31 protein-coding genes are annotated in these 26,581 nt (G+C 68.8%); 17 read left to right on the top strand and 14 right to left on the bottom strand.

Annotation, left to right across the window (positions count from 1 at the left end):
* Positions 1-7 precede the first annotated feature (7 nt).
* A complete protein-coding gene (locus C7T91_RS38735; protein WP_330848893.1) occupies positions 8-352 on the bottom strand; it encodes a LysR family transcriptional regulator in 345 nt (114 codons plus the stop codon).
* A gap of 162 nt (positions 353-514) precedes the next feature.
* On the opposite strand from C7T91_RS38735, the gene hglS reads away from it, so the two are divergent.
* Both hglS and amaB read left to right on the top strand, forming a co-directional pair.
* Complete coding sequence (gene hglS / locus C7T91_RS25765) at positions 515-1,897, top strand: 2-oxoadipate dioxygenase/decarboxylase HglS (protein WP_108262496.1); 1,383 nt, start codon at positions 515-517, stop codon at positions 1,895-1,897.
* Positions 1,898-1,922: 25 nt separating this feature from the next.
* Complete coding sequence (gene amaB, locus C7T91_RS25770) at positions 1,923-3,443, top strand: L-piperidine-6-carboxylate dehydrogenase (protein ID WP_108262554.1); 1,521 nt, start codon at positions 1,923-1,925, stop codon at positions 3,441-3,443.
* Positions 3,444-3,446: 3 nt separating this feature from the next.
* On the opposite strand, the gene C7T91_RS25775 is transcribed toward amaB, so the two are convergent.
* On the bottom strand, positions 3,447-3,731 hold the full coding sequence (locus C7T91_RS25775) for a pyrroline-5-carboxylate reductase dimerization domain-containing protein (RefSeq protein WP_161556109.1): 285 nt from the start codon (positions 3,729-3,731) through the stop codon (positions 3,447-3,449).
* Between the two features lie 216 nt (positions 3,732-3,947).
* Here C7T91_RS25775 and C7T91_RS25780 point away from each other — a divergent pair, with 216 nt between their 5' ends.
* Both C7T91_RS25780 and C7T91_RS25785 read left to right on the top strand, forming a co-directional pair.
* Complete coding sequence (locus C7T91_RS25780) at positions 3,948-4,541, top strand: TetR/AcrR family transcriptional regulator (protein WP_161556110.1); 594 nt, start codon at positions 3,948-3,950, stop codon at positions 4,539-4,541.
* Positions 4,538-5,272 carry a hypothetical protein gene (locus C7T91_RS25785; protein ID WP_108262502.1) on the top strand — a complete coding sequence of 245 codons (735 nt, stop codon included), beginning with the start codon at positions 4,538-4,540 and terminating at the stop codon, positions 5,270-5,272. Before C7T91_RS25780 ends, C7T91_RS25785 begins: the two co-directional genes overlap by 4 nt.
* Here the strand turns inward: C7T91_RS25785 and C7T91_RS25790 are convergent.
* Both C7T91_RS25790 and C7T91_RS37040 read right to left on the bottom strand, forming a co-directional pair.
* On the bottom strand, positions 5,197-5,649 hold the full coding sequence (locus C7T91_RS25790; RefSeq protein ID WP_108262504.1) for a GNAT family N-acetyltransferase: 453 nt from the start codon (positions 5,647-5,649) through the stop codon (positions 5,197-5,199). The genes C7T91_RS25785 and C7T91_RS25790 overlap by 76 nt on opposite strands.
* 116 nt (positions 5,650-5,765) lie before the next feature.
* On the bottom strand, positions 5,766-6,266 hold the full coding sequence (locus C7T91_RS37040; RefSeq protein ID WP_108262506.1) for a sensor histidine kinase: 501 nt from the start codon (positions 6,264-6,266) through the stop codon (positions 5,766-5,768).
* Positions 6,267-6,302: 36 nt separating this feature from the next.
* On the opposite strand from C7T91_RS37040, the gene lptE reads away from it, so the two are divergent.
* Positions 6,303-6,770 (top strand): LPS assembly lipoprotein LptE, encoded by a 468-nt coding sequence (gene lptE / locus C7T91_RS37045; protein WP_236638511.1) that lies wholly within the window; start codon positions 6,303-6,305, stop codon positions 6,768-6,770.
* Positions 6,767-7,786: a DNA polymerase III subunit delta gene (gene holA / locus C7T91_RS25805; protein ID WP_108262510.1), complete on the top strand. Its 1,020-nt coding sequence runs from the start codon at positions 6,767-6,769 to the stop codon at positions 7,784-7,786. Before lptE ends, holA begins: the two co-directional genes overlap by 4 nt.
* A gap of 663 nt (positions 7,787-8,449) precedes the next feature.
* Here holA and C7T91_RS40030 read toward each other — a convergent pair.
* Positions 8,450-9,250, bottom strand: a complete 801-nt coding sequence (locus C7T91_RS40030; RefSeq protein WP_108262512.1) for a transposase — start codon at positions 9,248-9,250, stop codon at positions 8,450-8,452.
* A gap of 105 nt (positions 9,251-9,355) precedes the next feature.
* Between C7T91_RS40030 and C7T91_RS25815 the strand changes: the two genes are divergently transcribed.
* Positions 9,356-9,553, top strand: coding sequence for a hypothetical protein (locus C7T91_RS25815; protein WP_108262514.1), 198 nt, complete (start codon positions 9,356-9,358; stop codon positions 9,551-9,553).
* A 12-nt stretch (positions 9,554-9,565) separates the two neighbouring features.
* Complete coding sequence (locus C7T91_RS25820) at positions 9,566-10,756, top strand: tripartite tricarboxylate transporter permease (protein WP_201742262.1); 1,191 nt, start codon at positions 9,566-9,568, stop codon at positions 10,754-10,756.
* 206 nt (positions 10,757-10,962) lie between these two features.
* On the opposite strand, the gene C7T91_RS25825 is transcribed toward C7T91_RS25820, so the two are convergent.
* Positions 10,963-11,499 carry a PEP-CTERM sorting domain-containing protein gene (locus tag C7T91_RS25825; protein ID WP_108262516.1) on the bottom strand — a complete coding sequence of 179 codons (537 nt, stop codon included), beginning with the start codon at positions 11,497-11,499 and terminating at the stop codon, positions 10,963-10,965.
* Between the two features lie 351 nt (positions 11,500-11,850).
* Complete coding sequence (locus tag C7T91_RS25830; protein WP_161556113.1) at positions 11,851-13,167, bottom strand: chloride channel protein; 1,317 nt, start codon at positions 13,165-13,167, stop codon at positions 11,851-11,853.
* A 24-nt stretch (positions 13,168-13,191) separates the two neighbouring features.
* On the opposite strand from C7T91_RS25830, the gene C7T91_RS32930 reads away from it, so the two are divergent.
* Positions 13,192-13,575, top strand: a complete 384-nt coding sequence (locus tag C7T91_RS32930) for a PAS domain-containing protein (RefSeq protein ID WP_161556114.1) — start codon at positions 13,192-13,194, stop codon at positions 13,573-13,575.
* Positions 13,576-13,620: 45 nt separating this feature from the next.
* Here C7T91_RS32930 and C7T91_RS25835 read toward each other — a convergent pair whose 3' ends face one another.
* Positions 13,621-14,607 (bottom strand): 2-hydroxyacid dehydrogenase, encoded by a 987-nt coding sequence (locus C7T91_RS25835; protein ID WP_108262520.1) that lies wholly within the window; start codon positions 14,605-14,607, stop codon positions 13,621-13,623.
* 138 nt (positions 14,608-14,745) lie between these two features.
* Between C7T91_RS25835 and C7T91_RS25840 the strand changes: the two genes are divergently transcribed.
* Positions 14,746-15,444, top strand: a complete 699-nt coding sequence (locus C7T91_RS25840) for an SH3 domain-containing protein (protein WP_330848894.1) — start codon at positions 14,746-14,748, stop codon at positions 15,442-15,444.
* Here C7T91_RS25840 and C7T91_RS25845 read toward each other — a convergent pair.
* Both C7T91_RS25845 and C7T91_RS25850 read right to left on the bottom strand, forming a co-directional pair.
* Positions 15,332-15,925 carry a c-type cytochrome gene (locus C7T91_RS25845; RefSeq protein WP_108262524.1) on the bottom strand — a complete coding sequence of 198 codons (594 nt, stop codon included), beginning with the start codon at positions 15,923-15,925 and terminating at the stop codon, positions 15,332-15,334. The genes C7T91_RS25840 and C7T91_RS25845 overlap by 113 nt on opposite strands.
* Before the next feature lie 68 nt (positions 15,926-15,993).
* Positions 15,994-17,568, bottom strand: a complete 1,575-nt coding sequence (locus C7T91_RS25850; RefSeq protein ID WP_201742263.1) for a pyrroloquinoline quinone-dependent dehydrogenase — start codon at positions 17,566-17,568, stop codon at positions 15,994-15,996.
* A gap of 309 nt (positions 17,569-17,877) precedes the next feature.
* On the opposite strand from C7T91_RS25850, the gene C7T91_RS25855 reads away from it, so the two are divergent.
* Positions 17,878-18,768 (top strand): PQQ-dependent catabolism-associated beta-propeller protein, encoded by an 891-nt coding sequence (locus C7T91_RS25855; RefSeq protein ID WP_201742264.1) that lies wholly within the window; start codon positions 17,878-17,880, stop codon positions 18,766-18,768.
* On the opposite strand, the gene C7T91_RS25860 is transcribed toward C7T91_RS25855, so the two are convergent.
* The 4 genes from C7T91_RS25860 to C7T91_RS40035 all read right to left on the bottom strand — a co-directional run bounded on the left by C7T91_RS25860 (position 18,752) and on the right by C7T91_RS40035 (position 21,262).
* The gene (locus tag C7T91_RS25860) at positions 18,752-19,201 is read right to left on the bottom strand and encodes a hypothetical protein (RefSeq protein WP_145963025.1); all 450 of its coding nucleotides are present in this window, start codon (positions 19,199-19,201) and stop codon (positions 18,752-18,754) included. The two genes, C7T91_RS25855 and C7T91_RS25860, sit on opposite strands and share 17 nt — an antisense overlap.
* A gap of 651 nt (positions 19,202-19,852) precedes the next feature.
* The gene (locus tag C7T91_RS25865) at positions 19,853-20,197 is read right to left on the bottom strand and encodes a RidA family protein (RefSeq protein ID WP_108262532.1); all 345 of its coding nucleotides are present in this window, start codon (positions 20,195-20,197) and stop codon (positions 19,853-19,855) included.
* 112 nt (positions 20,198-20,309) lie between these two features.
* Entirely contained in the window at positions 20,310-21,092 is a 783-nt protein-coding gene (locus C7T91_RS25870) for a LysR substrate-binding domain-containing protein (RefSeq protein WP_161556115.1), read from the bottom strand.
* Positions 21,038-21,262, bottom strand: coding sequence for a helix-turn-helix domain-containing protein (locus C7T91_RS40035; RefSeq protein ID WP_161556116.1), 225 nt, complete (start codon positions 21,260-21,262; stop codon positions 21,038-21,040). Before C7T91_RS40035 ends, C7T91_RS25870 begins: the two co-directional genes overlap by 55 nt.
* A 109-nt stretch (positions 21,263-21,371) precedes the next feature.
* On the opposite strand from C7T91_RS40035, the gene C7T91_RS25875 reads away from it, so the two are divergent.
* From C7T91_RS25875 to C7T91_RS25900, 6 genes are all read left to right on the top strand, one after another.
* A complete protein-coding gene (locus C7T91_RS25875; RefSeq protein WP_108262536.1) occupies positions 21,372-22,400 on the top strand; it encodes an ABC transporter substrate-binding protein in 1,029 nt (342 codons plus the stop codon).
* A 61-nt stretch (positions 22,401-22,461) separates the two neighbouring features.
* Positions 22,462-23,523, top strand: coding sequence for an ABC transporter ATP-binding protein (locus tag C7T91_RS25880; RefSeq protein ID WP_108262538.1), 1,062 nt, complete (start codon positions 22,462-22,464; stop codon positions 23,521-23,523).
* Positions 23,520-24,368, top strand: coding sequence for an ABC transporter permease (locus C7T91_RS25885; RefSeq protein WP_108262540.1), 849 nt, complete (start codon positions 23,520-23,522; stop codon positions 24,366-24,368). The genes C7T91_RS25880 and C7T91_RS25885 overlap by 4 nt, the downstream gene beginning before the upstream one ends.
* Entirely contained in the window at positions 24,365-25,168 is an 804-nt protein-coding gene (locus tag C7T91_RS25890; RefSeq protein WP_108262542.1) for an ABC transporter permease, read from the top strand. Before C7T91_RS25885 ends, C7T91_RS25890 begins: the two co-directional genes overlap by 4 nt.
* Positions 25,165-26,286 (top strand): NAD(P)/FAD-dependent oxidoreductase, encoded by a 1,122-nt coding sequence (locus C7T91_RS25895; RefSeq protein WP_108262544.1) that lies wholly within the window; start codon positions 25,165-25,167, stop codon positions 26,284-26,286. Before C7T91_RS25890 ends, C7T91_RS25895 begins: the two co-directional genes overlap by 4 nt.
* Positions 26,270-26,563, top strand: a complete 294-nt coding sequence (locus tag C7T91_RS25900; RefSeq protein ID WP_108262546.1) for a (2Fe-2S)-binding protein — start codon at positions 26,270-26,272, stop codon at positions 26,561-26,563. The genes C7T91_RS25895 and C7T91_RS25900 overlap by 17 nt, the downstream gene beginning before the upstream one ends.
* Positions 26,564-26,581: the final 18 nt, after the last annotated feature.

The following is a 26,581-nucleotide window of genomic DNA, read 5'->3' on the forward strand; positions in this document are numbered from 1 at the left end:
CCGACGATCAGGGCGATGCTCGAGGGCCAGCCCGCCGCCATCGATGACCGTGCCGCCGCGCCGCTGCTGGCCATGGCCATGCCGGACGGGCAGGCGGCGGCGATGGAGGGCGAGCGCTTCCAGGTGCAGCGCGGCGTCGCAGCACCTCGCCCGCGGGCGTGGGCACGACGCGGCCGCGCACCCGCTCGAAAAGCGGCTTGCCGAGCTGCGCCTCGAGCTCGCGGATCTGGCGGCTGACCGCGCTCTGGGTCAGCGCCAGCTCTTCGCCCGCGCGGGTGAAATTGCGGTGCCGTGCCGCGCATTCGAAGGTCTGCAAGAGCTTCAGGTCGGGCAGGTTGCGGCGTTCGAGCATCGTGGACGGCTCCGGGAGGACATCATTCATCATTTGCCATGCGCATGGCTTGGGCCGCAAGCCATTCCGGACGGGAATGAAGCCATGTGCAACTGTCGTTGGCGGCGGGCCGCCATCCGCGTCTAGGATGCAGGCGACCGGCACAGGACCGCAGGACACGCGATGACCCATTCCTATGTTTCCCCCGACGAGATCCGCGCCCGTTTCGCGCGTGCCATGTCGGCCATGTACCGCACCGAAGTGCCCGCCTACGGCACGTTGGCCGGGCTGGTCGAGGCGGTGAACGGCGAGACCCTTGCCGCCGACCCGGCCGAGAAGGCGCGTCTGGAAACCTTGGGCGAATTCGCCCGGATCAGCGAGGAGCGCCATGGCGCCATCCGGCTCGGCACGGCAGGGGAGCTGGCGACGATGCGGCGGCTTTTCGCCGTCATGGGCATGGTCCCGGTCGGCTATTACGACCTCTCGGTGGCGGGCGTGCCGGTGCATTCCACCGCCTTCCGCCCAGTCGATCCGGCCTCGCTGGCGAAGAACCCGTTCCGCGTCTTCACCTCGCTCCTGCGCCTCGACCTGATCGGCGACGCGCGCCTGCGTGCCGAGGCGGCCGAGGTGCTGGCTGCGCGGCAGATCTACACGCCTGCCTGCCTTGCCCTCATCGCGAAGGCCGAGGCCGAGGGCGGGCTGTCCGAGGCGGATGCCCAGGCCTTCGTCGCCGAGGCGCTGGAGACCTTCCGCTGGCATGCCGAGGCCAATGTCACCGCCGCGCTCTACCGCCGGCTGCATGACGCGCACCGGCTGGTCGCCGATGTGGTCAGCTTCAAGGGACCGCACATCAACCACCTGACGCCTCGGACGCTCGATATCGACGCGGTGCAGGCGCGGATGCCCGCCGAGGGGATCGCGCCCAAGGCGGTGATCGAGGGCCCGCCCGCGCGCCGGGTTCCGATCCTGCTGCGCCAGACCTCCTTCAAGGCGCTGGAAGAGCCGGTCGCGTTCCTCTCCGACGGCACCGATGCGCCGGGCAGCCACACCGCGCGCTTCGGCGAGATCGAGCAGCGCGGCCTGGCGCTGACCCCGAAGGGGCAGGCGCTCTATGACCGGCTGCTGGCCGAAACCCGCGCCAAGGTGACGCCGAAGGCAGACGGATCGAACGCGGCCGAATACGTAGCCGCGCTGGAAGACAGCTTCGCCGCTTTCCCCGACGACCTCGAGACGCTTCGGACCGAAGGCTACGGCTATTTCCGCTATTCGCCCGTGGGAGACGCCACCGAGGCGGACCTGTCGCGCAGCGCGGCGGAACTGGTCGCGGCGGGCCTTCTGCGCGCTGATCCGATCACCTACGAAGATTTCCTGCCGGTTTCCGCGGCCGGCATCTTCCAGTCGAACCTGGGCGACGGCGCGGCGCAGGCCTTTGCCGCCAACCCCAACCGCGCGCGTTTCGAGGAAGATCTCGGCGCGCCTGTCACCGATCTCCACCAGCTCTATGCCGAGGCCGAAGCTGCCTCGCTCGCCCGGGCGCGCGCCGATCTGGCCCGCGCCGTGGCCTGACCCCATCAAGGACAAGGACCTGACCATGCTGACGAAACCGCTGTCGACCGTCACCCGCGAGACCATGGAGGCCTGCGGCGTCACCGCATCGCTCGAGGCAACCGGCCTGGCCGTGATCTCCCCCGTCACCGGCGAGCCGGTCGCGACGCTCGCGACGCACTCTGCCGCCGAAGCCGAGGCGATGGTCGCCAAGGCCCGGGACGCCTTCCGCAAATGGCGCATGGTGCCGGCACCGCGCCGCGGCGAACTGGTGCGGCTCTATGCCGAAGAGCTGCGCAAGGCCAAGGACGAGCTCGGCCGGATGGTGTCGATCGAGGCCGGCAAGTCGCCCTCCGAGGGCCTCGGCGAAGTGCAGGAGATGATCGACATCTGCGATTTCGCGGTCGGCCTGTCGCGTCAGCTCTACGGGCTGACCATCGCCACCGAGCGCCCCGGCCACCGCATGATGGAGACCTGGCACCCGCTGGGCGTGGTCGGCATCATCACCGCCTTCAACTTCCCCTGCGCGCCCTGGTGCTGGAACTCGGCGCTGGCGCTGGTCTGCGGCGATCCGGTGATCTGGAAACCCTCCGAAAAGACCCCGCTGACCGCGCTGGCCTGCCAGGCGGTGCTCGACCGTGCCATCGCGCGCTTCGGCGAGGACGCGCCCGAGGGGCTGAGCCAGGTGCTGGTCGGCGGGCCGGAACTGGGCGAGGTGCTGGTCGAGAGCGACAAGGTCGCGCTGATCTCCGCCACCGGCTCGACCCGGATGGGCCGGATCGTCGGCCCGAAGGTCGCCGCGCGCTTCGGCCGCTGCATCCTGGAGCTCGGCGGCAACAATGCCGGCATCGTCTGCCCGTCTGCCGACATGGACATGGCCCTGCGCGCCATCGCCTTCGGTGCCATGGGGACCGCCGGGCAGCGCTGCACCACCATGCGCCGCCTCTTCGTGCATGAGAGCGTCTATGACCAGATCGTGCCCGCGCTGAAGAAGGCCTATTCCTCGGTCACTGTCGGCAATCCGCTGGAGACCTCGGCGCTGGTCGGTCCGCTGATCGACAAGGCGGCTTTCGACGGAATGGCCAAGGCGCTGGAGGAAGCGGCAGCTCTGGGCGGAATTGTCCATGAAGGTGGCCGCGAGGCCGTCGGGCCGGACACGTCCTACTATGTGAAGCCGGCGATCGTCGAAATGCCGGTGCATGACGGCCCGGTTCTGCGCGAGACCTTCGCGCCGATCCTCTACGTGATGAAATACGCCGATCTGGACGAGGCGATCGAGCAGCACAACGCGGTCGGCGGCGGCCTCAGCTCGTCGATCTTCACCACCGACCTGCGCGAGATGGAGACCTTCCTGTCCGCCCGCGGCTCGGATTGCGGCATCGCCAACGTCAATATCGGCACCTCGGGCGCCGAGATCGGCGGCGCCTTCGGCGGCGAGAAGGAAACCGGCGGCGGGCGCGAGTCCGGCTCGGACGCCTGGCGCGCCTACATGCGCCGCGCGACCAACACCATCAACTACTCGAAGGAGCTGCCGCTCGCCCAGGGCGTGGTCTTCGACATCGACTGATCCTCAGGAGGCGCGGGACATGTCCCGCGCCTTTTCCGTTGCCGCGTCGAGCGCCTCGCGGACGGCGCGGTCGAACCCGGCATCGCGCGCGGCCTCCATGGCCGCCGCCGTCGTTCCGGCATAGTCGATGAAATCCTGCACCAGATCCCCGGCCTTGCCGATATTGCCGGCGAGCATCTGCGAGGCGTCGCAGACCACCGCCTCTGCCGCGCGGTGCGCGATCCGCCGCGGCAGCCCCGCCCGCGTCCCTAGCCGCCGCCTGCATCCCGGGGCTTCGAGCTGCCGCAACCGGCGCTGCCATCCGCGTCCCGGCCGGAGCAGGGGCAGCGGAACGCTGTCCGCCCTGCGCAAGCCGGAGGCGGGTTCCGGCGGCCTTCCTCCGGAGACCCCGCGGCAGCCGCACCGGAAAGGTATGGAATGCCCGACGGATGCCCCGGTTGCCCCGGCGCCGGGGCACGGCTAAATGTGAGTGAATACTCACACACGGAACGGGCAGGAATGGACATGGCAAAGGCAGGCACCGAAAGGCGGGCCCTGATCGAGCGGATGGCGCTGCGGCTCTTCGCGGAACGCGGCTATGCCGCGGTCACCACGAAGGACATCGCGAAGGCCTGCGGCGTCGGAGAATCCGCCCTCTACCGCCACATGGACAGCAAGGAGGAGCTGGCGGTCCGGGTGTTCCGCACCGCCTATCTCGGCCTCGCCGGGCGGCTTCTCGGGGCAGCGCCGGAAGAGGCCGCGATCGGCGCCAAGATCGGCGCCTATCTGCAGGTGCTGCTCGACACGTTCGACCGCGATCCCGACCTCGTGCTCTTCCTGCTCGGGCGGCAGCACGACATCCTGGCGCGGGCGATCGGCCCCGAGGACATGACGCCGCTGCTGGTGGTGCGCGCCGCACTCGTCCGGGCGCAGGCGCAGGGCGAGATACGTCAAGGCGATCCCGACCTGCTGACCGCGATGACGCTGGGCGCGGCCTTCCAGCCGCTGACCTTCGCCCAGTTCGGGCGGCTGCCCGCGCCTGCCATCCAGCATGCAGGCCCGATCCGGGCCGGCATCCTGCGGCTGCTCGGCACCGCCGGGGCGGAGGACGCGCAATGATCCGGAAAGCCTATCCGACGGCCCCGCGGCTCGGCATCTATCTCGCGGCGATGCTCGGCGCGCTCAACGACAACCTGATCAAGGCCGCGCTGGTGGTCTTTGCGGCGATGACCGTGCCCGCGGAGCAGGCCGCCACGCTGGGGCTTGCCGCGGGCGGGCTCCTGATGCTGCCCTATGTGCTCTTCTCCGGGCTGGCCGGAGCGCTGGCCGACCGGATCGAGAAGGCGCGGATGATCCGCTGGACCAAGCATTCGGAATGCCTTCTGGCGGCGCTGGCGACCGCGGCGATGGCCGCCCAGAACATTCCCGCCATCCTGGCGCTGGTCTTCCTGATGGGCACGCAGAGCGCCTTTTTCGGCCCGTTGAAGCTTGGCTGGCTGCCCGAGCGGCTGCGGCCCGAGGAGCTGGTCGGCGCCAATGGCCGGCTCGAAGCCGTGACCTTCCTCGGCATCCTCGCGGGCACGGTCTGCGGCGGGCTGCTCGGCGGTCCGGACCGGCTGGTCCTTGCCGGGGTCGCGGCGACGGCGGGTTCCAAACGCGATGGCCCTGGCTCGACCCTCTCGGCAGCATTCTCGACGCGCTGGCCGACCGGGGAGCGGACGGAGCGGACATTTGCGAATGTGGCCTGGCAGGGAATAGCCTGCCAGACCTGTTCTCAGCTCTTTATACGGAGTGCCGCATTCGGGAACTGGAACCCGAAATCATCGACCGCGCGCCGGGAAACCTCTTGAAATCCGAGCGCCCTGTAAAAGCGGACGGCTTGTTCATTCTCGGTATAGACCTCTAGGGACAGTTCGTCCTTCCGGGTCAAGGCATCGGCGATAAGCGTGCGCCCGATACCGTGACCTTGCCGGTCCGGCGCGATGAATATCCCGCCGATGAAACTTCCCAGAAGGCTAATGAAGCCAACAGCTTCTCCGTCAAGGCAAGCCACGGAAGTCTCCGCCTTCGGCAGATACTCCTCCTCGATCAGCTTGCGCTGTTCCGTCAGCCTTTTCTCACCGATGAAGGGGTGCGCCTTCAGCGAGGCGTCGAACCAGATGGCCGACAGTCTTTTCAGATCCGTTGCCGCGTCAAAGGGCCGGATCACCACGTTTGCGTTCTTCATGAGAACTCCACAGAAATCATGCAAAAAGGGTCGGCATCCATGTGCCGAGCGATGCCGCTACACGCGGATCAATCGAAGCTTCTGTGCATAAATCACGCTATCCGCGCAGGGTGGCGTCAGGCCCGCGGCAGCGTGACCGTCAGCCGGGTGCCCGTGCTCCGGGCCGCATCCAGCGACAGCTCGAGCCCGTGCGTCGCGCAGAGCTCCGAGATGATCGCGAGGCCGAGGCCGTCCCCTTCGGACATCGCCCCTTTTTCGCCGTGCAGCAGATAGCGGGAGAACGCCTCTGCCGTCAGCCGCGCTCCGTCATTCTCGACGCTGACCTCTGCCGATTCGGCTCGGGCCTCCAGCATCAGCTCCACCCGGCTGCCGCCGGAATGGCGGATCGCGTTGACCGTCAGATTGGACACGATCCGCATCACGGCCAGAGCGGGCACGCGGGTCAGCACTTCGGCCCCGCTGACATCCAGCGCGATGCCCCGCGCCGCCGCTTCGTCTCGGAACATGTCCGCCGAGGCGCGCAGAACCATGCCGAGGTCGTAGGCTTCCGCCGCAGGCGCTTCCGCGGTGCTGCCGCGCCGGGCAAAGGCATCTGCCAAGCGGTCCAGATAGCCCATCGCCTCGGCAACCGCCTCGTCGCCGCGCTCGCCCCTGTGCTGGCGCAGGAGCAGGCGCAGCGCCGCCAGTGCGGCTTCGCCCCGGTCTACGGCCCGGGCGGAACTGGCAGCGCGCTCGACCGGGCGGTGATCCTCGACACCCCCGCGACCTCGAACGGCTTCACGCTGCGCCAGCGCCTGCAGGACCGGCTCGGCCCGCCCGAGGCGCCGCGCTACCGTCTCGCGGTCACGGTCGAGACCGAGACCAAGCGGATCGCGCTGACCCGCAACCAGGACACGAGGCGCTACAACCTGCTGGGCGAAGCGCAATACGTGCTGACCACGCTCGACGGCACGACCGTCGCCAGCGGCAGCTATGACAGCTTCAACAGCTATTCCTCCACCGGCACCACGGTCGCCACCGATTCCGCCGAGCGCGACGCCTACCGGCGGCTGATGGTGATCCTCGCCGACGGCATTCTCGACCGGCTCTACCTCTCCGTTCCCGCCGGGGCCGGGGAATGAAGCTCGCGGCCCGGGACGCCGCCGGCTACATCGCGCGGCCGGACCGCAGCCATGCCGGCATCCTGATCTACGGCGCCGACCCGATGCGGGTCTCGCTGAAGCGCCGCGACCTCGTCGCCGCCCTGATGGGCCGGGACAGCGATCTGGGCCTGACCCGGATCGCCGCCGCCGACCTGCGCCGCGATCCCGCGCTGGCGCATGACGCGCTCAAGGAACGCTCTATGTTCGCCGACGGCCAGCGCGTGGTGCTGGTCGAGGACGCGACCGACGGGCTGCAGGCCCCGATCGCCGCGGCCCTCGCGGACCATGCCCCCGGCGATGCCTATCTGGTGGTCATCGCCGGCGCGCTGAAGGCAACCTCCAAACTGCGCAAGGCCTTCGAGACCCACAAGAATGCCTATGCGCTCGGCATCTATGACGACCCGCCCAGCCGGGCCGAAATCGAGGCGCAGCTTGCCCGCGAGGGCCTGCGCGACCTGCCGCGCGACGCCATGGAGGCGCTCGCGGCGCTGTCCCGCTCGCTTGATCCCGGCGATTTCGGCCAGGTGATCTCCAAGCTCGGCCTCTACAAGCGGGGCGATTCAGCGCCGGTGGCGCCTGCCGATATCGAGGCGGTCGCGCCGCTCTCGCAGGAGGCCGATCTCGACGACCTGCTGCATGTCGTGGCCGAGGCCCGCACCCCCGAGATCGGCCCGCTGCTGCGCCGGCTCGAAACCCAGGGCATCCAGCCGGTCGCCATCGCGATCGCGGCCACCCGCCATTTCCGCACGCTCCATTACGCCGCCGCGGATCCCGGCGGGGTGCAATCCGGGCTCAACCGCATGAAGCCCCCCGTCTTCGGCCCGCGCCGCGACCGCATGGCGCGGCAGGCCCAGGCCTGGGGCATGCGGCGCCTGGAATCGGCCATGGGAATCCTGACGGACACCGATCTGACCCTGCGGTCTTCCAGCGCCGCTCCGCCCATGGCCCTCATGGAGCGCGCCCTGATCCGCATCGCGATGATCGCCCGCCGCTGATCCGCTGCGCCCGGAGTCCGGGCTTGGCCTGAAGTCAGGCCATCCATGCGCTGAATTCAGGCGATGTCAGTCGCTCTTGTTTCCCGGAAAACAGCGGCCATGATGAAGCCAGTTGTCCTTGATGCCAGTTCGGTCCTGTTGGCCTGCCCCCGGAAAAGCGGGCCTCCCCTAAGCCGGATTGCAAGGCGGCAGCCGGCCCTTCTCCCGTCGCAGGGCCAGGAGCGGCACGGTCGATCGGCGTGACGCATGATCGGTTGCGCCAGGAACACGCCAAGGTCGTCACTGGCCCGAGCAAGTTGCCCCATCGCGGCACCACCGGTTCGAGCCGAATTGCGAGGGAGCAGCTACGGGGGCAGTCTCCGGCCAGGCAATCGGGAAACTGATCCCGACGGAGCGAGCGCGGATGCGCCACCGGCCAGTGCGGCCGCACGAACGCGCCAGGAACGAAGGGCGGAGCGGTTCGGCCCCGGACGGGCGGACCCTCAGCGCCATGCCCGCCACCTTTCCCGAAGCGGCATCCTCCGGAAGAAGTTCCACCTTGCGGAACGGCGGGCCTGCCGCATCTCCGGCCAGCACCCGTCGACGCAGCGCAAGGCACTTCGCGGGCGGGCCGACGAAGGTGCGCTGACCGCAGGCATCATCGCGTTGAAGCTCCCATGTGCGTCAATTGGTGCCGGCGCGCTCCTGCGGCACACACGGGTGGCGGTACATCTTCCGGATGACGGGCCGCTTGATGCAGCGCACGATCTCGCGCCGGGTCTTGCCCTCGGCCGTGCGTCGTTCCGCATGGGCCTTCATTCTCCCGTCGCCCCCCTTCCGCACGGTCGCGGCGCGGCAGATCGCGGCCTTGGCCTGCCGGTTGCCGCCCCGGTTCAGCCGCATCCGGCTGGCCTTGCCGCCTGAGGCCGGGAGGGGGCAGACGCCGCACGTCCTGGCCAAGGCAGCCCCGGACCTGATCCGTCCGGGATTGCCGCCGACGGGGATCAGCATCTCCGCAACGGTCATGGCCGTTATCCCGTGCCCCGCCATCGCTCCGGCCCCCTTTCGCGGACCATGCGCTCGAGGTGCCGGTCCGGCTCCCGGATTTCGCCGTGCAACGCCAGCCAGTGCCGTGGCCAGGCGGGGGCAAGCTCTCCCGGGCGCAGCTCGGCTGGTACATCGAGGATCAATGCGTTCAAGATGATCACCGCCCGGGATTGCGCCTTCACGGCGCTGCCGCGCAGTCTTGAGCTGCCGGATCATCCCGGATGGCCCTGCCCGCGACTTCGCCAGGGCCGCGGCCTGGCGGTTCGGATGCATGACCGCCAGAACGGTGTGTCCCGCGGCGGGCGGCGCGCGGGACAGCCCGGCACCGCGGGAGCCTGTCCCCTCGATACCGAAGGCTCTGACCGTCCGAGGCGGGCGGGCCCATGTTCCGAGCTCGCGATAGCCGCGTCGCGTGGCCAGGATCGTCATGAGGCCCATGCGCGCGCCAGGGAAATTGATCGCGCCAGCGACGNGGGTCAATCAGGTCGCGAGCCAGGCCACCGAGCATATTCACCGTCAGGTTGCCGGCCGCGCGGCATCGCCATGCCCGCGCTCATGCGCGGCCTCGGCACCGCCCCGGCCGTCGCGGCCTTCTCGACGGTCTGGATCGCCCTGCTGGCCGGGCTGGGAGGCGGCTGGCACCCGCGGCTCCTGCTGCCGGCACTCGGATTCGGCATCGGCGCCGCGGCCTTCGTCCATCTCGTCTTCATCCGCCTCCTGGCGCTTCCCCTTCCGACCTGAGCGGGGCACGACATGCTGTTCACGACCTTCCTCGACACGCTCGCGGGCTTCGCCACCGATCCGGCGATGCTGGGGCTGCTGGCCATCGGCGCGGTGCTGGGCCTGGTGCTCGGCGCGGTGCCCGGGATTTCCTCGACCATGGCGCTGGCGATCCTGATGCCGGTGACCTTCGGCATGGAGCCGGGTCCGGCGATCCTGTTCCTGATCGCGATCTTCATGGCCAGCGTCTATGGCGGCTCGGTCTCGGCGATCCTGATGAAGCTGCCGGGCACGCCGGCCTCGATCTTCACCCAGGTCGACGGCTATCCGATGACCCGCCAGGGCAAGGCCGGGCAGGCGCTGACCTATGCGCTCGCCGCCTCGACCATCGGCGGCATCGTCGGACTTGCCATGCTGGTGGTGCTGGCGCCGCTGCTGGCGGGCTTCGCGACCAATTTCCGCAGCCCGGAATTCGCCGCGGTCGCGCTGTTCGGCATCGTCATGCTGTCCTTCGCCTCGAACGGCTCGACGCTGGTCGCCACCGTCGTGGGGCTGATCGGCGTGATGCTCGGCATGGTCGGCTTCGACCGGCTCAGCGACGCGCAGCGGCTCAGCATGGACGTGCCCGCGCTGCAGTCCGGCTTCAACCTGATCCCGGTGATCATCGGCCTCTTCGGCCTCGGCGAGATCCTGCAGAACCTCGCCGATTTCCGCGGCGGCCCGGCCAAGGCCCCGCCGATCGGCCGGATCTTCGTGCCGCTCGCGGATCTTGCCTCGCGCTGGAAGGTGATGCTGCGCGGCTCGTTCATCGGCACCTTCATCGGCGCGATCCCGGCGGCGGGCTCCGCCGTCGCGGTCTCGATCGCCTATGCGCAGGAGCGCCGCCTGTCGAAGGAGCCCGGGAAGTTCGGCCATGGCCATCCCGACGGGCTGGTGGCGCCGGAGGCGGCGAATTCGGCCTCGGTCGGCGGCTCGCTGGTGCCGCTGATCGCGCTCGGCGTGCCGGGCGACACGATCACCGCCGTGCTGATGGGCGCGCTGATGGTGCACGGGCTGACGCCCGGGCCCCTGCTCTTCGGCAGCGATCCGGCCTTCGTCAGCTGGATCTACGCCTCGGTCCTGCTGGCGCTGCGGGACCGCATTGTCCTGCTTGGCGGCGGGACCGGCTTCCTCACCGGCGGCGCGCTGCGTGCCGATGGCGGACATGCGCCGAAGCAACTGTGACCGCGTCCGGACAAGGGGGCGATCTGTGGGGGCGCCGTTTCGGGCCGGGTGCCGGACCAGGGCGCTGCCGGGACCATTCAGGCCGCGGCGGATCGGCATGATGGCGCCGCATCCGGCGGGTCCCTTGGCCGAACCCGCAAACCGTCCGTCCCGGACGGAAAAGGCCGCCCCGGACGGGACGGCCCCTGAACCGCTGCAGGTGGGGATCAGGCGGCGGCTGCCTTCCGCCGGGACGCAGCAAGCCCCAGCAGGCCGAAGCCCGCGCCCAGCAGCGGCAGCGAGGCCGGAAGCGGCACTGCCGAGGTCTCGGTGAAGTTCGCGGGGTTGAGCGTGTAGCTGGCGGCCCCGCCCGGCAGGGCAGCAGAGGCGAAGCTGCCGATGAGGCAGAAGCCCTGCGCGCTGAGGCAGACGTTGCTCTCGGGCAGGCCGATCACGGCAAGATCGAAGAAGGAGCCGTCCGTGGCAAAGGTGCCCGGATCGGAATCGACGTCGCCGGAGATGTGATAGCCGCCGCCCGTGGTATCGACCAGGAAGGACGCAACCCCGAGGGAGCCGCCCGTCGCGGTGATCGTGGCCACCACGTCGTCCACCGTGAAGATGCCGCCGGCCTCGGTGCCGATGAAGTCGCCCGAAATGCTCGCGAAGCTGTCGAACACGTAGGTGAAGGAGAAAGTCGCTCCACTGGCTGCCGTTCCCACGGCCGTGCCGATCATCAGGCAAACTGCCGAAACGATGCTTTTCATAAAATACAACCCAAAGCTGATAAGGTTCTCATTTTCCGCCCATTTCTCGACTGGGACGGTCATATCGTTTTATTTGGAAAGCTGTGTATGTCAATGCGTGCGTAATTTGTGACAGCCCCGCTGATATCGCGTCTTGCCGCATCCGGCTGCGGTTCCGGGCAGGGCAACCTGAGCATCCGTCCGGGAATGTCCCGAAATTTCCGCCATGTCGCGGCCTAGGCTGTCGGAGGCGCCCCCCCCGGTTCCGCGGCTTGCTTGAAGCGTCCGGCCGGCGCCTGCGCGATCCGCCATAGGGCATGCTGCGCGCCCCCGCCCGCCGCCGCCGGGAGGAGCAGCCCCAGCCGCGTCCTTTCAGTGCCGCGCGGGATAGAGGCGCTTGTTCGTCTCTTCGGCATAGCGCCGGAGGCAGTAATGTTCGTTCAGCGTGCCGAGCACCGCCATGTCGCTGCCGACCACAGCCAGCGTGTCGGCCTCGTTGCGGGCGAAGGCGTTGATCGCGTCGCGCACGGTCTGTTCGGGGCGCAGCCAGGCGGATGCGAACCGGGCAATGGAGGCCAGCGGCTGCTTCGGATCCTGACCGTCCCAGTGCAGGTCGGTCAGCAGGCACATGCCGACATAGCCGTCCTTCTCGTCGAGCAGCGGTACCGCCTTGGTCGAGCCCAGCGGGAAGCGCCGCCGCGCTTCGGCGATGGTCGCGCCGGCGGCCATCGTGTTCGCGCTGCGCCGCATCAGCCGTCCGACGGTGAGATCGCGGATCCAGCCGACATCGGTCGCGGAGCGGATCGTCTCGCCGCGCAGGTGGAAGCGCCAGGTCGAGAAGCTGAATCCGAAGAACTGCCGCACGATCGAGGTCGAGAGCAGGGCCGAGAACAGCACGGCAAGGGCGAGCGGCGGACTCTGGGTCATTTCCAGGGCAAGGAAGCTCATCGCCATCGGCGCGCCGATGATCGAGGTCGCCAGCGCGCACATGCCGACCACGGCGAAGATCACGATCGGGATCTGCAGCCCGAAGCCGAGCATCCAGAGGATCGCGAAGGCCTTGCCGAGGATGGCGCCGAGCAGCAGCGAGGCGAAGAACAGGCCGCCGCGGAAGCCCGATCCGAGCGAGATGACCGAGGCCAGCGTCTTCAGCGCAAGCAGCGCCAGAAGCGCACCGACCGTCAGGTTGCTGTCGAGCACGAGGGTCATCGCGCCATGGCCCGAGGACAGGATCTGCGGCGAGACGAGCGCCAGCAGGCCGACGGCCAGCCCGCCGATCATCGGCTGCGTCCAGCCGGGCACCGGGCTTCGGGCGAAAAGCTGCTCCATCAGCGCGACCGAGCGCATGACGAGGATGCCGGCTGCCGCGGCCAGCACCGCCAGAAGCGCGATCGGCAGGTAGCCGTCCACCGGGATCTGCCCGGCGAAGAACAGGCTTGGCCCGTGGCTGCCGCCGATCAGCCGGGTTACGGCAGTCGCGGCGATCGAGGCGGCAAGGACCGGCAGCAGCGCCGCGACGCTGTAGCTGGCAAGAACCAGCTCGAAGGCGTAGAACGCCCCGGCCAGCGGCGCGTTGAACGCGGCGGCGATCGCGGCCCCAGCCCCCGCGGCGACCAGCTGCAGGGGCCGCGCAGCCCCGCCGCCCCGGCGGCAAACGCCCCGCCCTCCCAGAGCCGCAGGGCCTCGCAATTCGGCGGCTCGGTCGCGGATTACGTGGCTTTCGCCGCCGGCCGGCTGTCGCTGATCGGCACCGATTACTGCTTCATCGCCACCAGCGAGGACACCGCGCGGCATTTCGGGCGGCAGCAGATCTCGCTGATGGGAATGCCGCTGGCCGAGGTGATCGGCGCCCACCGGTTCGAGACCCGCGCCCGCGCGCGGCTCGATGCCTGTTTCGACGGCAAGCTGCAGAGCTACCATGTCGCCCTGCCCGAAGGCGGCCGCGCCAAGATCATGCGCTGCGACATGCGGCCGGTGAATTCCGGCGAGGGCGGCATCCTCGGCGCGCTGGTCTACATGACCGACGTCACCGAACAGGTGAAGCGGCTGCGCCCCGACCAGGACCTCTTCGCCGTCGACATGCGCCACGGCGCCTGAGGCCCGGGCGGAAACGCGAAGGGGCCGCAGCGCGGCCCCCTGTCGTCACAGCATCCCGGGAATGACCTGGTCCGGCGGACGGTGGCCGTCGGCAAAGGTCTTGATGTTGATGATGACCTTCTCGCCCATCTCGATCCGGCCCTCGACCGTGGCCGAGCCCATATGCGGCAGCAGCACGACATTGGGCAGCTCGCGCAGCTGGGTCGTCGACTCGGGGCCCTTCTCGAACACGTCGAGCCCGGCACCGGCCAACTCGCCCGCGCGCAGCGCCCGGGTCAGCGCCGCCTCGTCGATCACCTCGCCGCGCGAGACGTTCACCACCACGGCGGTGCGCTTCATCAGCTTCAGCCGCCGCGCGTTCACCAGATGGAAGGTGTCGGCGGTGGACGGGCAGTTGACCGACAGGATGTCCGCGCGGCGGATCATCTCGTCGAGGTCTTCCCAATAGGTCGCGCCCAGCTCCTCGGCGACCGAGGCATGCACCGGACGGCGGTTGTGGTAGTGGATTTCCATGCCGAAGGCCTTGGCCCGGCGCGCCACCGCGGTGCCGATCCGGCCCATGCCGATGATGCCGAGACGGCGCCCGCCGAGCCGGCCGCCGAGCAGCGCGGTCGGCGCCCAGCCCTTCCACTGGCCCGACTGCATAAGCGCCAGGCCCTCGGGAATGCGGCGGGTGACGCCCAGCATCAGCGCGACCGCCATGTCGGCCGTGTCGTCGGTGACCACGTTCGGCGTGTAGCTCACGAGGATGCCGCGCTGCCGCGCGGTGCGCACGTCGATATGATCGACCCCGGCCCCGTAATTGGCGAAGAGCTTCATGTTCGGGCCGGCCTGCGCGATCATCCCCGCATCGATCTGGTCGGTGACGGTCGGCACCAGGACGTCGGCCGTGCGGATCGCCTCGATCAGCTCCGCCTTGGTCATCGGCGTGTCGTCTTCGCGCAGGGTCGTGTCGAAGAGATCCGCCAAACGCTTCTCGACGGCTTCCGGCAACCGCCGGGTCACGACAACTTTCAGCCGGTCCTGCCCCATTCTCTCCACCCTCGGTCTTTCCTTGAACCCCATTCGATGGCAAATTGCGGCATTAGAACAGGGGACACAAGAACCCCGATGCGCGCGCGGCAATTTAAACCGCAGCCCAGGCAGAGCAGAGGCAAGGCAATGAGACCATTGTACAGGGCCGTCTTGGCGGCCGCGCTTGCCGCGGCGGCCCCGGCAGCGGCCCAGCAGCAGAGCACCGGCCCGGAAACCGGCCTGCCCCTGCCCCGCTGGGTGTCGATGAAGGCGCCCGAGGCGAATGCCCGGCGCGGGCCGTCGACCAACCACCGCATCGACTGGGTGTTCAAGCACCGCAACATGCCCTTGATGGTGACCGCCGAATACGGCCACTGGCGCCGGGTGGTCGACCGCGACGGCTTCGGCGGCTGGGTGCATTACGTGCTGCTCAGCGGGACCCGCACGGTGATCGTCGACGAGAACATGCTGGAAATCCACCGCAGCCCCTCGGATTCGGGCGAGGTCCTCGCCGAGGCGCAGGAAGGCGTGATCGCCACGCTGCGCGAATGCGAGGCCGGCTGGTGCCGCATCGCGGCGGACGGCATCCGCGGCTGGGTGCATGAGAAGGGGCTGTGGGGCGCGGGCGATCCGGAAATGCCGGACCGCGCCAGCGTCGCGCCGCCGCCGCGACGGGCTGACGGCCGCCGATCTGGCCGCCACCGCCGCGGCCCGGGCTGCGCTCGGCCGCTGACCCCGCTGGCTACTGGATGTCGAGATCCGAGAGATAGCGCGACAGTGCCGCGATGGTGGCATCGTCGAGCTGCTTCATGGTGCTGTTCTTGTCCGGCGCGTTCATCCGCACGTCCGTCTTGAAATCCTCCATGGTCCGCGCGAGGTAGCCCGCCTGCTGCCCGGCCAGCCGCGGGATGCGGCTGTCGCCCTGCCATTTGCCGTGGCAGGCGCTGCATTGCCCGCCGGTGATGCCCTTTTCGGCAAGCGCGGCATCGCCCTCCTCGGTCTGCGACGGGATGTCCGGCCAGGCGAGCCCGGCGAAATGCTCGGCCAGAAGCTTGGCCTGGTCTCGGTCGTATTCCGCGGCGATGCCGGTCATCACGTCGTTCTGGCGGCGCCCGGCGCCATAGTCGCGCAGCTGGGTGAAGATGTAGAAATACTGCTGCCCCCAGATCACCGGATAGTCCGGTTCCACCGGCACGCCCGCCTCGCCATGGCAGCCGGTGCAGACCGCCACCTCGTCCTCGAGCACGAAATCTTCCTTTGCGGCGGCGGGGGCGGCGGCCAGCAGCGCCGCGAGCGCGGCCGGGGCCGCCAGGCCGGCGGAAAAGCGTCGGATCACGGTCAGGTCTCCTTCCTGGCAAGGGGCGGACGCATGGCCCGCCCCCGGTTGCTTGGTCCTGCCGCCGCTCAGTCGGCCAGGGTGAAGGCGATGATGTTGTTGCCGCGCTTGTAGTTGAGCTGCGCGTTGCCGCCGGCCGCGACCACGATGTACTGCTGGCCCTCGACCGTGTAGCTCGACGGCGGCGCGTTCACGCCCGCCCCCGCCTGGAAGCGCCAGAGTTCGGCGCCGTTCGAGCTGTCATAGGCCTTGAAGAGCCCGTTGCCCTCGCCGGTGAAGACCAGCCCGCCGGCCGTCGCCAGGATGCCGCCGATCATCGGCTCGGCGGTGCGCACCTGCCATGCGATCCGGCCGGTATCGTAATCGACCGCCGTGACATTGCCCCATTGTTCCTCGTCGGCGATCACGTCGAAGGAGCCGCCGAGCCAGAGCTTGCCCTCGGGATAGGGGGTCGAGCGCACGGTGTAGGTCATCGGCTGGTGCAGGTTGATGGCGTAGCTCAGCCGCAGCTGCGGATCGATCGCCATCGGCGACCATTCAACCCCGCCATTGGCGCCGGGCAGCATCCGCGCGCCTTCGGCGGTGGGCAGGGTCCACATGTTCTCCTGCGGCACCATCGCCTCGGAGAAGCGGATCATCGAGCAGTCATCGGCCTTGTGGACATAGACATGGCCGGTCTTGCCGCCATGCAGCACGCCCTTGACGTCATTGCCAGCCTCGTCCTGGACCATGGTCAGGATCGGCGGCGAGACCGCGTCGAGATCCCAGACGTCATGGGCGATGTACTGGAAATGGCAGACATATTCGCCGGTATCGAGATCCACCGAGACCAGGCTGTCGGTATAGAGGTTGTCGCCCGGGCGCAGGCTGCCGTCGAGATCCGGCGAGGGATTGCCCACCACGAAATAGATGCGCCGGGTTTCCAGGTCGACCGCGGGGTTCTGCCAGACGCCGCCGCCGAGCGTTTCGTAGGGGTCGCCCATGCTGGCCAGCGCGGCCTTCTCGGCCTCGATGTCGCGCATCATGTCGCGCCCGGTGGCGTCATGCGTCGCCCAGACGCCGGTCGAGTCTTCGGGCACCGTGTGGAAGGTCCAGATCAGCTCGCCGGTCTCGGTGTCGAAGGCCTTGACGAAGCCGCGGATGCCGTATTCGCCGCCATTCGTGCCGATCAGCACCATGTTCTCGACCACGCTCGGGGCCATGGTCTCGGAATAGCCCAGCTCGGCCTCGGCGATCTGGGTTTCCCAGAGCTGCTTGCCGGTCTTCGCGTCGAGCGCCACGAGCTTGGCGTCGAGCGTCCCCATGAAGACCTTGTCGCCCGCCACGGCCACGCCGCGGTTGTTCGGCCCGCAGCAATAGGTGGTGACCGGGCCCATCGCGTGCTTGTGGTGCCAGATCTGGCGGCCGGTGCGCGCGTCGAGCGCATAGACATGGTTGAACGCGGTGGTCACGTACATCACGCCGTTCACCACGATCGGCGAGGTCTCCATCGTGTCCACGATCTCGGTCTGGAAGATCCAGGCCGGACGCAGGTTCCTCACATTGCCCGCATCGATCTGGCTGGCCGGGTAATAGCGCGTCTGCGCGTAGTTCCCGTTGGTGTGCAGGAAATTGTTCCCGTCCCCCGCCGCCCGCGTGAGCATGTTTTGCGTCACCGACTGCAAGTCGCCGTAGAGCGTGCTTGCCGAGGTTTCCTCCTGAGCCGTCGCTGCACTCGAAACAACCAAAGCCACACATACGAGCGACGCCTTTGACGACCATTCCGCCATGACGTGTCCTCCCTAAGGTTTGCGTTGCCGATCTCCCCTAAGTTGCGTAGCCTATCCCAAAAAAAAAAAAAAAAACAGCACTCCGTTATGCGACTTGCACAGATCCGATCCGTTTTGGGAATTTCCGGCTTCGCCTTTTGGGCGAGCGCTGCGGCCGTTTCCGGGCAGACCGGGCTGGCGATCGTGGCCGACGAACGCGGCGACACGCTCAGCATCCTGTCGCCGGATCTGGAGCTGGTGCGCAGCATCGAAACCTGCGCCCGCCCGCGCGGCATGCATTTCAGCGCCGACCGCAGCAGCTTCTTCGTCGGCTGCGCCGATGACGACATGATCGCCATCTACGACACCGCGACGCTGGAGCTGACCGGCCGCATCCGCGGCGTGCCCGCGCCCGAGACCTTCGACCTGCATCCCGACGGGCGGCGGCTGATCGTCTCCAACGAGGAAGACGCCGCCGCCTCGGTGATCGACATCGTCACCGGCGAATTGCTGGCCGAGTTCCTGACCGGCGAGGAGCCCGAGGGCGTCCAGGTCACGCCGGACGGGCGGCTGGCCTTCGTCGCCTCCGAGGCAGCGAGCCTCGTGCATGTCATCGACCTCGCGGCCGGGGAGGTGATCGCCGACATCCCGGTCGACACCCGGCCGCGCCGCTTCGCGCTGACCCCCGACGGGCGCGAGCTCTGGGTCTCGGCGGAACTGGCGGGCATCGTCGACATCATCGACGTCGAGAGCCTGAAGCTGGTCGGCGACGTCACCTTCCTGCCGACCGGCTTCCGTCCCGAACAGGTGACGCCGGTCGATCTGGAGATCTCCGCCGACGGGACGCGCGCCTATGTGGCGCTCGGCCGGGCGAACCATGTGGCGGTGGTCGACGTGCCCGCGCGCAAGGTCCTGGACTACGTCCTGGTCGGCAGCCGCGCCTGGGGGCTGGCGCTGACCGCGGACGAAAGCCGCCTCTATGTCGCCAACGGCCTCTCGGACGACGTCACCGTCATCGACACCGGAAGCCTCAAGGCCCTGACCTCGATCCCGGTCGGCCGCGTGCCCTATGACATTCTCATCGACGATCGCTAGGAGCCTCCTTAGGAGCCTCCTGCTGCTGGTCCTGCTCTGCGGGCCGCTCGCAGCGCAGGACACCGTGCGGCTCGTCTATTTCGGCATGGCGGCGGATCCGCATTACCAGCCGCAGCCCTTCTATACCGGCCTGTCGCTGCGCGACCGCCACCGGCCGATCGAGGGCGTGCGGCTCGGACTGCGCGACACCCGCGTCCTCGGCCGCGCGCTCGGACTCGCCTTCGCGGCCGAAGAGGTGATCGCCGGAGCGGACAGGCTCGCCCCTGCGCTGGCGGCGATCGAGGACAGCCGTCCGGCGGCGATCCTTCTCGACCTGCCTCCCGACGGCATGGCCGAAGCCCTGCAGATGGCCCGCGACGACACGCTGTTCATCAACCTGCGAGACCGCGCCGACCATTGGCGGCACGGGCATTGCGCGCCGAACCTGCTGCACGCCATCCCCTCCGAAGCGATGCTGGCCGACGCTCTGGCCCAGTATCTCCGGGCGCGGAACTGGCGGGACGTGCTGCTCATCCGCGGGCCGACGGAGGCCGACGCGGCGCAGGCCGCGGCTGCCCGGGCGTCGGCCGGCAAATTCGGGCTGCGCATCGCCGCCGAGCGGTCCTTCGAACTGACGAACGATCCGCGCCGCCGGGACGAGGCCAATATCGCTCTCTTAAGCGGCGGCGTCCGGCACGACGTCGTCTGGCTGGTCGATGACGTGGGGGATTTCGGGCGGTTCCTGCCCTATGCAACCTACGCGCCGCGCCCGGTTGTGGGCTCCGAAGGGCTGGTGCCCCGCGCCTGGCACTGGACCTTCGAGCGCTATGGCGCGCCGCAGCTCAACCAGCGGTTCCGCCGCCTCTCCGGGCGCGACATGTCGTCGGAGGACTGGGCCGGGTGGGCCGCGGTGAAGGCCGTCGCCGATGCCGCCCTGCAGGCAGGTTCCGCCGATCCCGCGCAGATCGCCGCCGCCCATATCCGGATGCCGCTCGCGGAGCCTGCCGGCCCTTCGCCGACCGCAGCGGGGCGGAGCACCGGGCTGCCCTTGCCCAAGCTCCGGGCGGGACCTGCCGGGGGCAGGTCCGCGCCCGGATGCAACAGATCACTTCGCGGCGGTGACGACGATCTCGACCAGAACGCCCTCGCCCAGCTGCGCCACGCCGAGGAAGGCGCGCACCGGCAGGTGCTCGGGGTCGAGCCAGGTCGTCCAGGCCTCGTTCAGCCCGTCCTTCTGCGAGAAATCCGTGGCATAGATCATCGCCGACAGCAGCTTCTCCTTCGAGCTTCCGGCCTCGGCCAGCAGCGCGTCGAGCTTGGCGCAGATCTCTTCGGTCTGGCCCTTCATGTCCTTGGTGCGGTCGTCCGCAACGAGGCCGCCGATATAGATGGTGTTTTCGTGCTCCACGATCCGGTGATGGATTTTCGTGCGGATGGAACGGGTGATCATCGTGAACTCCTTGAACTGGCCCGGACCGGGCCCCGGCCGGAGACTGCCGGGGGCATGGGCCGCGCGCAAATGACAAGAGTTTCGAAATCCATGCCCTGAAGTTATGGATGCGTCAAAAAGCCGGCAACGGCGGCAGCGCGGCGACCGCCTCGGGATCGGGACGGTAGCGCTCTTCCAGAAGGTCGAGCTCGGACCGGATCCGCTCCAGCAGCTTGCCGGCCAGCATAGAGAGCGGCTCGTAGGTGCGGGTATAGAGCCACATCTCCTTCTTGGCGGTGGGCCAGGTCGGGCGGAAGGTGACCTCCTCAGCGCGCCAGCCCGCCGTCACCAGCGACGGGACCAGCGCCACGCCGCGCCCGCCGGCCACGAAACTGCAGGCGGTATCGGCCATCTGCACGCGGATGACCGGATCGACATCCAGCCCGGCCCTGCCGAAGACCTCTGCCGTGACGACATCCGACAGGTCGTCGCGGCCGAGCGAGATGAAAGGCTCTCCGGCCAGGTCCCGCAGGTCGATCACCGGCCGCTCGGCAAGCGGATGCCCCGGCGGCAACGCGCAGATCATGTGGCTTTCGTGGAACAACTTGCTGTCGAGCCCGGGATGGCTGGTCGGCACCAGGGAGATCCCGAAATCGGCCGTGCCGGTCAGCATGGATTCGTAGATCGCCCGCGAGGACCGCGTTTCCATCGAAAGCCGCACGTCCGGCCGGCTGGCAAGGAAACCGGCGGCGACCTTCGGCAGGAAGCGCAGGCTGAGCGCGGGATAGGCGGTGACCGCCACCTCGCCGCGCTCCAGCTCCCGGATCGAGCGCGCGATGTTCTCCACCCGCGCGACGCCGGTCAGCAGCTTCTCGGTCTCGAGGAACAGCCGCTGCGCCTCGGCGGTCGGATGCAACCGTCCGCCCGCCCGTCGAACAGCGCGAATCCGCAACTGTCCTCGAAGCCCCGGATCAGCTTGGTCACGGCCGGCTGGCTGATGAACAGCGTCTCGGCGGCCCGGGTCACCGATCCGCATTTCATAACGGCGTTGAACGCCTCGATCTGCCGCATATTTGCCCGTGCCATGTGTCACTCATAACCAGATGGAATGGAAAGTCCAACTAATCTCATTTGCAGCCCTGGCTGTCACCGGGCTTGATCGGCGCATCAGAAAAAACGACAGGGATGCAACACCATGAAACGCACGACCGCGCTTGCCGCGCTTCTCGGCCTGACGACCGCGCTTCCGGCGCTGGCGCAGGACAAGATCCTGACCGTCGGCGGCTATGGCGGCTCCTTCGAGACGCTGCTGAAGGAACTGATCATTCCCGATTTCGAGGCGGCCCATGACGTGACCGTCGCCTTCGTGCCGGGCAACTCGACCGAGAACCTCGCCCGGCTGCAGGCGCAGCGCAATTCCCAGGAACTCGACGTCGTGATCCTCGATGACGGTCCGATGTACCAGGCCGATGCGCTCGGCTTCTGCGCGCCGCTCGCCGACAGCCCGGTCAAGGCCGATGTCTACGACCTGGCCAAGCTCGGCCCGAATTCGATCGGCCTCGGCTTCGTCGCCACCGGCTTCACCTACAACACCGAATGGTTCGAGCGCGAAGGCTGGGAACCGCCGAAGAGCTGGGAAGACCTGAAGGACCCGAAATACGCCGACATCCTGTCGATCCCGCCGATCACCAACACCTACGGCCTGCACGCGCTGGTCATGGCGGCGCGGCTCGCGGGCGGCGGCGAGACCGACATCGATCCGGGCTTCGGCGCGATGGCCGACGAGATCGCGCCGAACGTGCTGGTGTTCGAACCGTCCTCGGGCAAGATGTCCGAACTCTTCCAGTCGCAGGAGATCGCGCTGTCGATCTGGGGGTCGGGCCGCACCAAGTCGCTGGCCGATACCGGATTCCCGGCCGCCTTCGCCTATCCCGAGGAAGGCGCGGTCGCGCTCCTTCTGGCGGCTTGCCCGGTGGTGGACAGCGACGCGCCCGAAGAAGCCCAGGCCTTCATCGACTACCTGCTCGACCCGGAAATCCAGGTCCGGCTGGCCGATGCCGTCGGCGCCGGTCCGGTCAACATCGAGAGCGAGCTGCCGCAGGAGCTGGCCGAGACGCTGCCCTATGGCGACAAGATCGACTCGCTCGTCGCCGTCGACTGGGACGTGATCAACCCGGCCCGCCAGGACTGGACCGCCCGCTGGGCGCGCGAAGTCGAACGCTGATCGCCCGCGCGGCAAACGGGGGCGGGGATCCTCCCCGCCCTGCAACCATCCGGGAGAGAAGATGGCATTCCTGACATTGGACGGCCTCACCAAGCGCTACGGCGAGGTGACGGCGGTCGACAGCCTGAGCTGCAGCGTCGAGAAGGGCGAATTCGTGTCGCTGCTCGGCCCCTCGGGCTGCGGCAAGACGACGACCCTGCAGATGATCGCGGGCTTCGAGCAGCCCTCGGCCGGGCATATCCGGCTGGGCGGGCGCGACCTGGCGGCGATCCCCGCGCGCGAACGCGGCCTCGGCATCGTGTTCCAGAGCTACGCGCTGTTCCTGCACATGACCGTGCGCGAGAACGTGGCCTTCGGCCTGGAGATGCGCAAGGTGGCGAAGAAGGAGCTGAAGGCGCGGGTCGAGCGGGCGCTCGAGCTGGTGCATCTGGGCGCCCTCGCCGACCGCTATCCGCGCGCAATGTCGGGCGGCCAGCGGCAGCGCGTGGCGCTGGCGCGCGCGCTCGTCATCGAGCCCGAGCTGCTGCTGCTCGACGAGCCGCTGTCCAATCTCGACGCCAAGCTCCGCGAGGAGATGCAGCTGGAACTGCGCCGCATCCAGCGCGAGGCCGGGGTCACGACGCTGATGGTCACCCATGACCAGTCCGAGGCGCTGGCCATGTCGGACCGGGTCGTGGTGATGGACGGCGGACAGCTCCAGCAGGTCGACAGCCCGTTCAACGTCTACGAAACCCCGCGCTGCAGCTTCGTCTCGACCTTCCTCGGCAAGAGCAACAATTTCGCCGCCATGCTGGAAAGCCGCGACGCGACCGGATCGGTGCTGGCCTGCAACGGCGTGACGCTGCGCGGCCCGGTCGCGCATCTGCGCCCCGGCCCCGCCGAGATCGCCATCCGCCCCGAGCGCATCCGCCTTGCCGCTCCGGGCGAGGGCCTGCTGCGCGGCACCGTGCAGGAACGCGTCTTCCTCGGCGCGCAATGGATGCTGGCCATCGACACGCCCCTCGGCGGCTTTCTCGTGGCGCGGCCGAATTCCGGCGCGCAGGAAGTCGAGATCGGCGCCGAGGTCGGGCTCGACTGGTCCCCCGCCGACATGCGCATCCTGCCGGCGGGAGAGGCCGCATGACCTCCCGTCCCTGGCTCCTGTCCGGCCCGGCGCTGACGCTGTTCGGCGTGCTGCTGCTGGTGCCGCTCGCCATGACCTTCGTGCTGAGCTTCAACAGCTTCGACTTCTACGAGGGCATCATCCCGACCGCCTCCTTCGCCAATTATGCCGAAGTTCTGGGCGACGGCTATTTCTGGGAGATCTTCGGCCGCACCTTCGCCATCGCCGCCGCGACGACCGCGATCTGCGCGCTGATCGGCGTGCCGCAGGCCCTGATCCTCTACCGCCTGTCCCCGGCCTGGCGCTCGCTCGTCGTGCTGATCGTGATCGGTCCGCTCCTGATCTCGGTGGTCGTGCGGACGCTCGGATGGGCGATCCTGCTGGGCAACCGCGGCGTGATCAACACCGCGCTGATGGACTGGGGCCTGATCGAGCGGCCCTTCCGGATGATGTACACTTCAGGCGGCATCGTGCTGGCGCTGGTGCATGTCTTCGTGCCCTTCATGGTGCTCGCCGTCTGGGCGGCGCTGCAGCGCAAGGACCCCGCGACCGAGGCGGCGGCCGAAAGCCTCGGCGCATCCTCCTTCACCATTTTCCGCCGGATCGTGCTGCCGCAGGCAATGCCGGGGATCCTGTCGGGCTCGCTGATCGTCTTCTCCATGGCGGCCTCCGCCTTCGCTACGCCGGCGATCCTCGGCGGGCGCCGGGTCAAGGTCGTCGCCACCACCGTCTATGACGAATTCCTCAACACGCTGAACTGGCCGCTGGGCGCCGCCATCGCCATGCTGCTGCTGATCTCGGTCATGGCGGTGATGCTGGCCTGGAACCGGCTGGTCGAGCGCCGCTTCGGGGAGGGGCTGCAATGAACCGCAACGGCGCTTTCTCGAAAGCCTTCAACATCCTGTTCTGCGCCTTCATGCTGGCTCCGATCGTGGTCGTGCTGGGCGTGTCCTTCACCCCCGAGGGCTTCCTCGAATTCCCCCCGAGCGGCATTTCGCTGCGCTGGTACGAGGCGATCCTCGACAATCCCGACTTCATCCAGGCGGCCTGGATCAGTCTGCAGCTCGCCTTCGCCGCCGCCACCGTCGCCACGCTTCTGGCGATCCCGGCCGCGCTGGCGATCGGCCAGTCGCGGTTCCGCGGCCGCGACGCGCTGCAGGCGATCTTCCTGTCGCCGCTGATGGTGCCGACCGTGGTGCTGGGCATCGCCTTCCTGCGCTTCCTCAGCCTCTTCGGGCTGAACGGCACCTTCGCCGGGCTGACCGCCTGCCATGCGATCATCATCACGCCCTTCATCCTGCGGCTGGTGCTGGCCGCCGTGACCGGGCTCGACATGTCGGCGGCCCGCGCGGCCGAAAGCCTCGGCGCCGGGCGCTGGACGGTGTTCCGCCGCATCACCCTGCCCGCGATCCTGCCCGGCGTGGTCGGCGGCTGGGTGCTGGCCTTCATCACCAGCTTCGACGAGCTGACCGTGACGGTCTTCATCGTCAATCCCTCGACGACGACGCTGCCGGTGCGGATGTTCTCGCATATCACCCAGACCACCGACCCGCTGGTCGCGTCGGTCTCCTCGGTCACGGTGATCTTCAGCCTGGCGCTGATGATCCTGGTCGACCGTCTCTACGGCCTCGACAGGCTCTTGATCGGAGAAGGCAAGAAGGCATGACGACCGAACCAAGCGCAGACACCATCGTCGTCGGCGGCGGCCTCGTCGGCGCCGCCGTGGCCTGGGGGCTGGCCCGCGAGGGCGAGCGGGTCACGGTGATCGACGAGGGCGACATCGCGCTCCGGGCCTCGCGCGGCAATTTCGGGCTGGTCTGGGTGCAGACCAAGGGCAAGAACCTGCCGGACTATGCCCGCTGGACCCGCCGCTCGGCCGATCTCTGGCCGGGCTTCGCGGAACTGCTGGAGGAGGCGGGCGGCATCTCGCCCGACTATTCCAAGCCCGGCGGCATGATCCTCTGCCTCTCGGAGGACGAGCTGGAGAATGCCCGCGCGCTGAACGACCGGATGCACAACGTCAATGGCGGCGCGGGCTACGGCGCCGAAATCCTCGACGCGCAGCAGGTCCGCGAGGCGCTTCCCGGGCTCGGCCCCGAGGTGATCGGCGGCTGCTACGGGCGACATGACGGGCATGCCAGCCCGCTGCGGCTGCTGCGCGGGCTCCATGCCGGGCTGAAGGCCGCGGGCGCGCGGATGGCGACCGACGGCCCGGTCACCGAAGTCGGAAAGGACGGCACCGGCTTCTATGCGAAGACTGCCGGGCAGACCTATCGCGGCGCCAAGCTGGTTCTGGCTGCCGGGCACGGCAACACGCGGCTGGCGCCGATGGTCGGGCTCGACATGCCGATCCGCCCGGAAAAGGGCCAGATCCTCGTCACCGAGCGTTGCCGGCCCTTCCTGCCGATGCCGACGCATGTTGTCCGCCAGACCGCCGAAGGCTCGATCATGATGGGCGACAGCCATGAGAACGAGGGCTATTCGACCCGTTCGACCAGCCCGCCCATGGCCCAGATCGCCCGCAACGCGGTGCGCTGCTTCCCGCATCTGGCGAGGCTGAAGATCCTCCGCAGCTGGGCCGCGGTGCGCATCCTCAGCCCGGATGGCGGGCCGGTCTACGAAGAAAGCGCCGAAATGCCCGGCGCCTTCACCGTGAACTGCCATTCCGGCGTCACCCTGGCCGGGGCCCATGCGATGGCCCTGGCGCCGATGATCGCGCGCGGCGCGCTCGATCCCGAGATCGACATCTTTTCCACGCGGAGGTTCCATGGCGCGGCGCATTGAGGAAACCGGCGCGAAGGTGAGCTTCACCTTCGAGGGCCGCAGCATAGAGGCCCGCGAGGGCGACAGCCTGGCGGCGGCGCTGGTCGCGGCGGGCGAACGGGAGCTGCGCGACAGCGTGGTCTCGGGACAGCCGCGGGGCGTGTTCTGCATGATGGGCACCTGCTTCGACTGCCTCGTCGAGGTCGACGGCGAGACCAATGTCCAGGCCTGCCGGACCCGCGTGGCCGAGGGCATGACCGTGGCGCGCCAGACCGGCGGCCCGGTGATCGGGGAGTGAGCAGGATGATCCATGACG

The sequence above is a fragment of the Mangrovicoccus ximenensis genome, assembly GCF_003056725.1.
In the GTDB taxonomy this organism is placed as follows: domain Bacteria; phylum Pseudomonadota; class Alphaproteobacteria; order Rhodobacterales; family Rhodobacteraceae; genus Mangrovicoccus; species Mangrovicoccus ximenensis.

Coding starts and splice junctions, on each gene's coding strand:
- C7T91_RS38735 (WP_330848893.1), bottom strand. CDS start 352: ATGCTCGAACGCCGCAACCTGCCCGACCTGAAGCTCTTGCAGACCTTC.
- hglS (WP_108262496.1), top strand. CDS start 515: ATGACCCATTCCTATGTTTCCCCCGACGAGATCCGCGCCCGTTTCGCG.
- amaB (WP_108262554.1), top strand. CDS start 1,923: ATGCTGACGAAACCGCTGTCGACCGTCACCCGCGAGACCATGGAGGCC.
- C7T91_RS25780 (WP_161556110.1), top strand. CDS start 3,948: ATGGCAAAGGCAGGCACCGAAAGGCGGGCCCTGATCGAGCGGATGGCG.
- C7T91_RS25785 (WP_108262502.1), top strand. CDS start 4,538: ATGATCCGGAAAGCCTATCCGACGGCCCCGCGGCTCGGCATCTATCTC.
- C7T91_RS25790 (WP_108262504.1), bottom strand. CDS start 5,649: ATGAAGAACGCAAACGTGGTGATCCGGCCCTTTGACGCGGCAACGGAT.
- C7T91_RS37040 (WP_108262506.1), bottom strand. CDS start 6,266: ATGGGCTATCTGGACCGCTTGGCAGATGCCTTTGCCCGGCGCGGCAGC.
- holA (WP_108262510.1), top strand. CDS start 6,767: ATGAAGCTCGCGGCCCGGGACGCCGCCGGCTACATCGCGCGGCCGGAC.
- C7T91_RS40030 (WP_108262512.1), bottom strand. CDS start 9,250: ATGGGCCTCATGACGATCCTGGCCACGCGACGCGGCTATCGCGAGCTC.
- C7T91_RS25815 (WP_108262514.1), top strand. CDS start 9,356: ATGCCCGCGCTCATGCGCGGCCTCGGCACCGCCCCGGCCGTCGCGGCC.
- C7T91_RS25820 (WP_201742262.1), top strand. CDS start 9,566: ATGCTGTTCACGACCTTCCTCGACACGCTCGCGGGCTTCGCCACCGAT.
- C7T91_RS25825 (WP_108262516.1), bottom strand. CDS start 11,499: ATGAAAAGCATCGTTTCGGCAGTTTGCCTGATGATCGGCACGGCCGTG.
- C7T91_RS25835 (WP_108262520.1), bottom strand. CDS start 14,607: ATGGGGCAGGACCGGCTGAAAGTTGTCGTGACCCGGCGGTTGCCGGAA.
- C7T91_RS25850 (WP_201742263.1), bottom strand. CDS start 17,568: ATGCTCACGCGGGCGGCGGGGGACGGGAACAATTTCCTGCACACCAAC.
- C7T91_RS25865 (WP_108262532.1), bottom strand. CDS start 20,197: ATGATCACCCGTTCCATCCGCACGAAAATCCATCACCGGATCGTGGAG.
- C7T91_RS40035 (WP_161556116.1), bottom strand. CDS start 21,262: ATGGCACGGGCAAATATGCGGCAGATCGAGGCGTTCAACGCCGTTATG.
- C7T91_RS25875 (WP_108262536.1), top strand. CDS start 21,372: ATGAAACGCACGACCGCGCTTGCCGCGCTTCTCGGCCTGACGACCGCG.
- C7T91_RS25880 (WP_108262538.1), top strand. CDS start 22,462: ATGGCATTCCTGACATTGGACGGCCTCACCAAGCGCTACGGCGAGGTG.
- C7T91_RS25885 (WP_108262540.1), top strand. CDS start 23,520: ATGACCTCCCGTCCCTGGCTCCTGTCCGGCCCGGCGCTGACGCTGTTC.
- C7T91_RS25890 (WP_108262542.1), top strand. CDS start 24,365: ATGAACCGCAACGGCGCTTTCTCGAAAGCCTTCAACATCCTGTTCTGC.
- C7T91_RS25895 (WP_108262544.1), top strand. CDS start 25,165: ATGACGACCGAACCAAGCGCAGACACCATCGTCGTCGGCGGCGGCCTC.
- C7T91_RS25900 (WP_108262546.1), top strand. CDS start 26,270: ATGGCGCGGCGCATTGAGGAAACCGGCGCGAAGGTGAGCTTCACCTTC.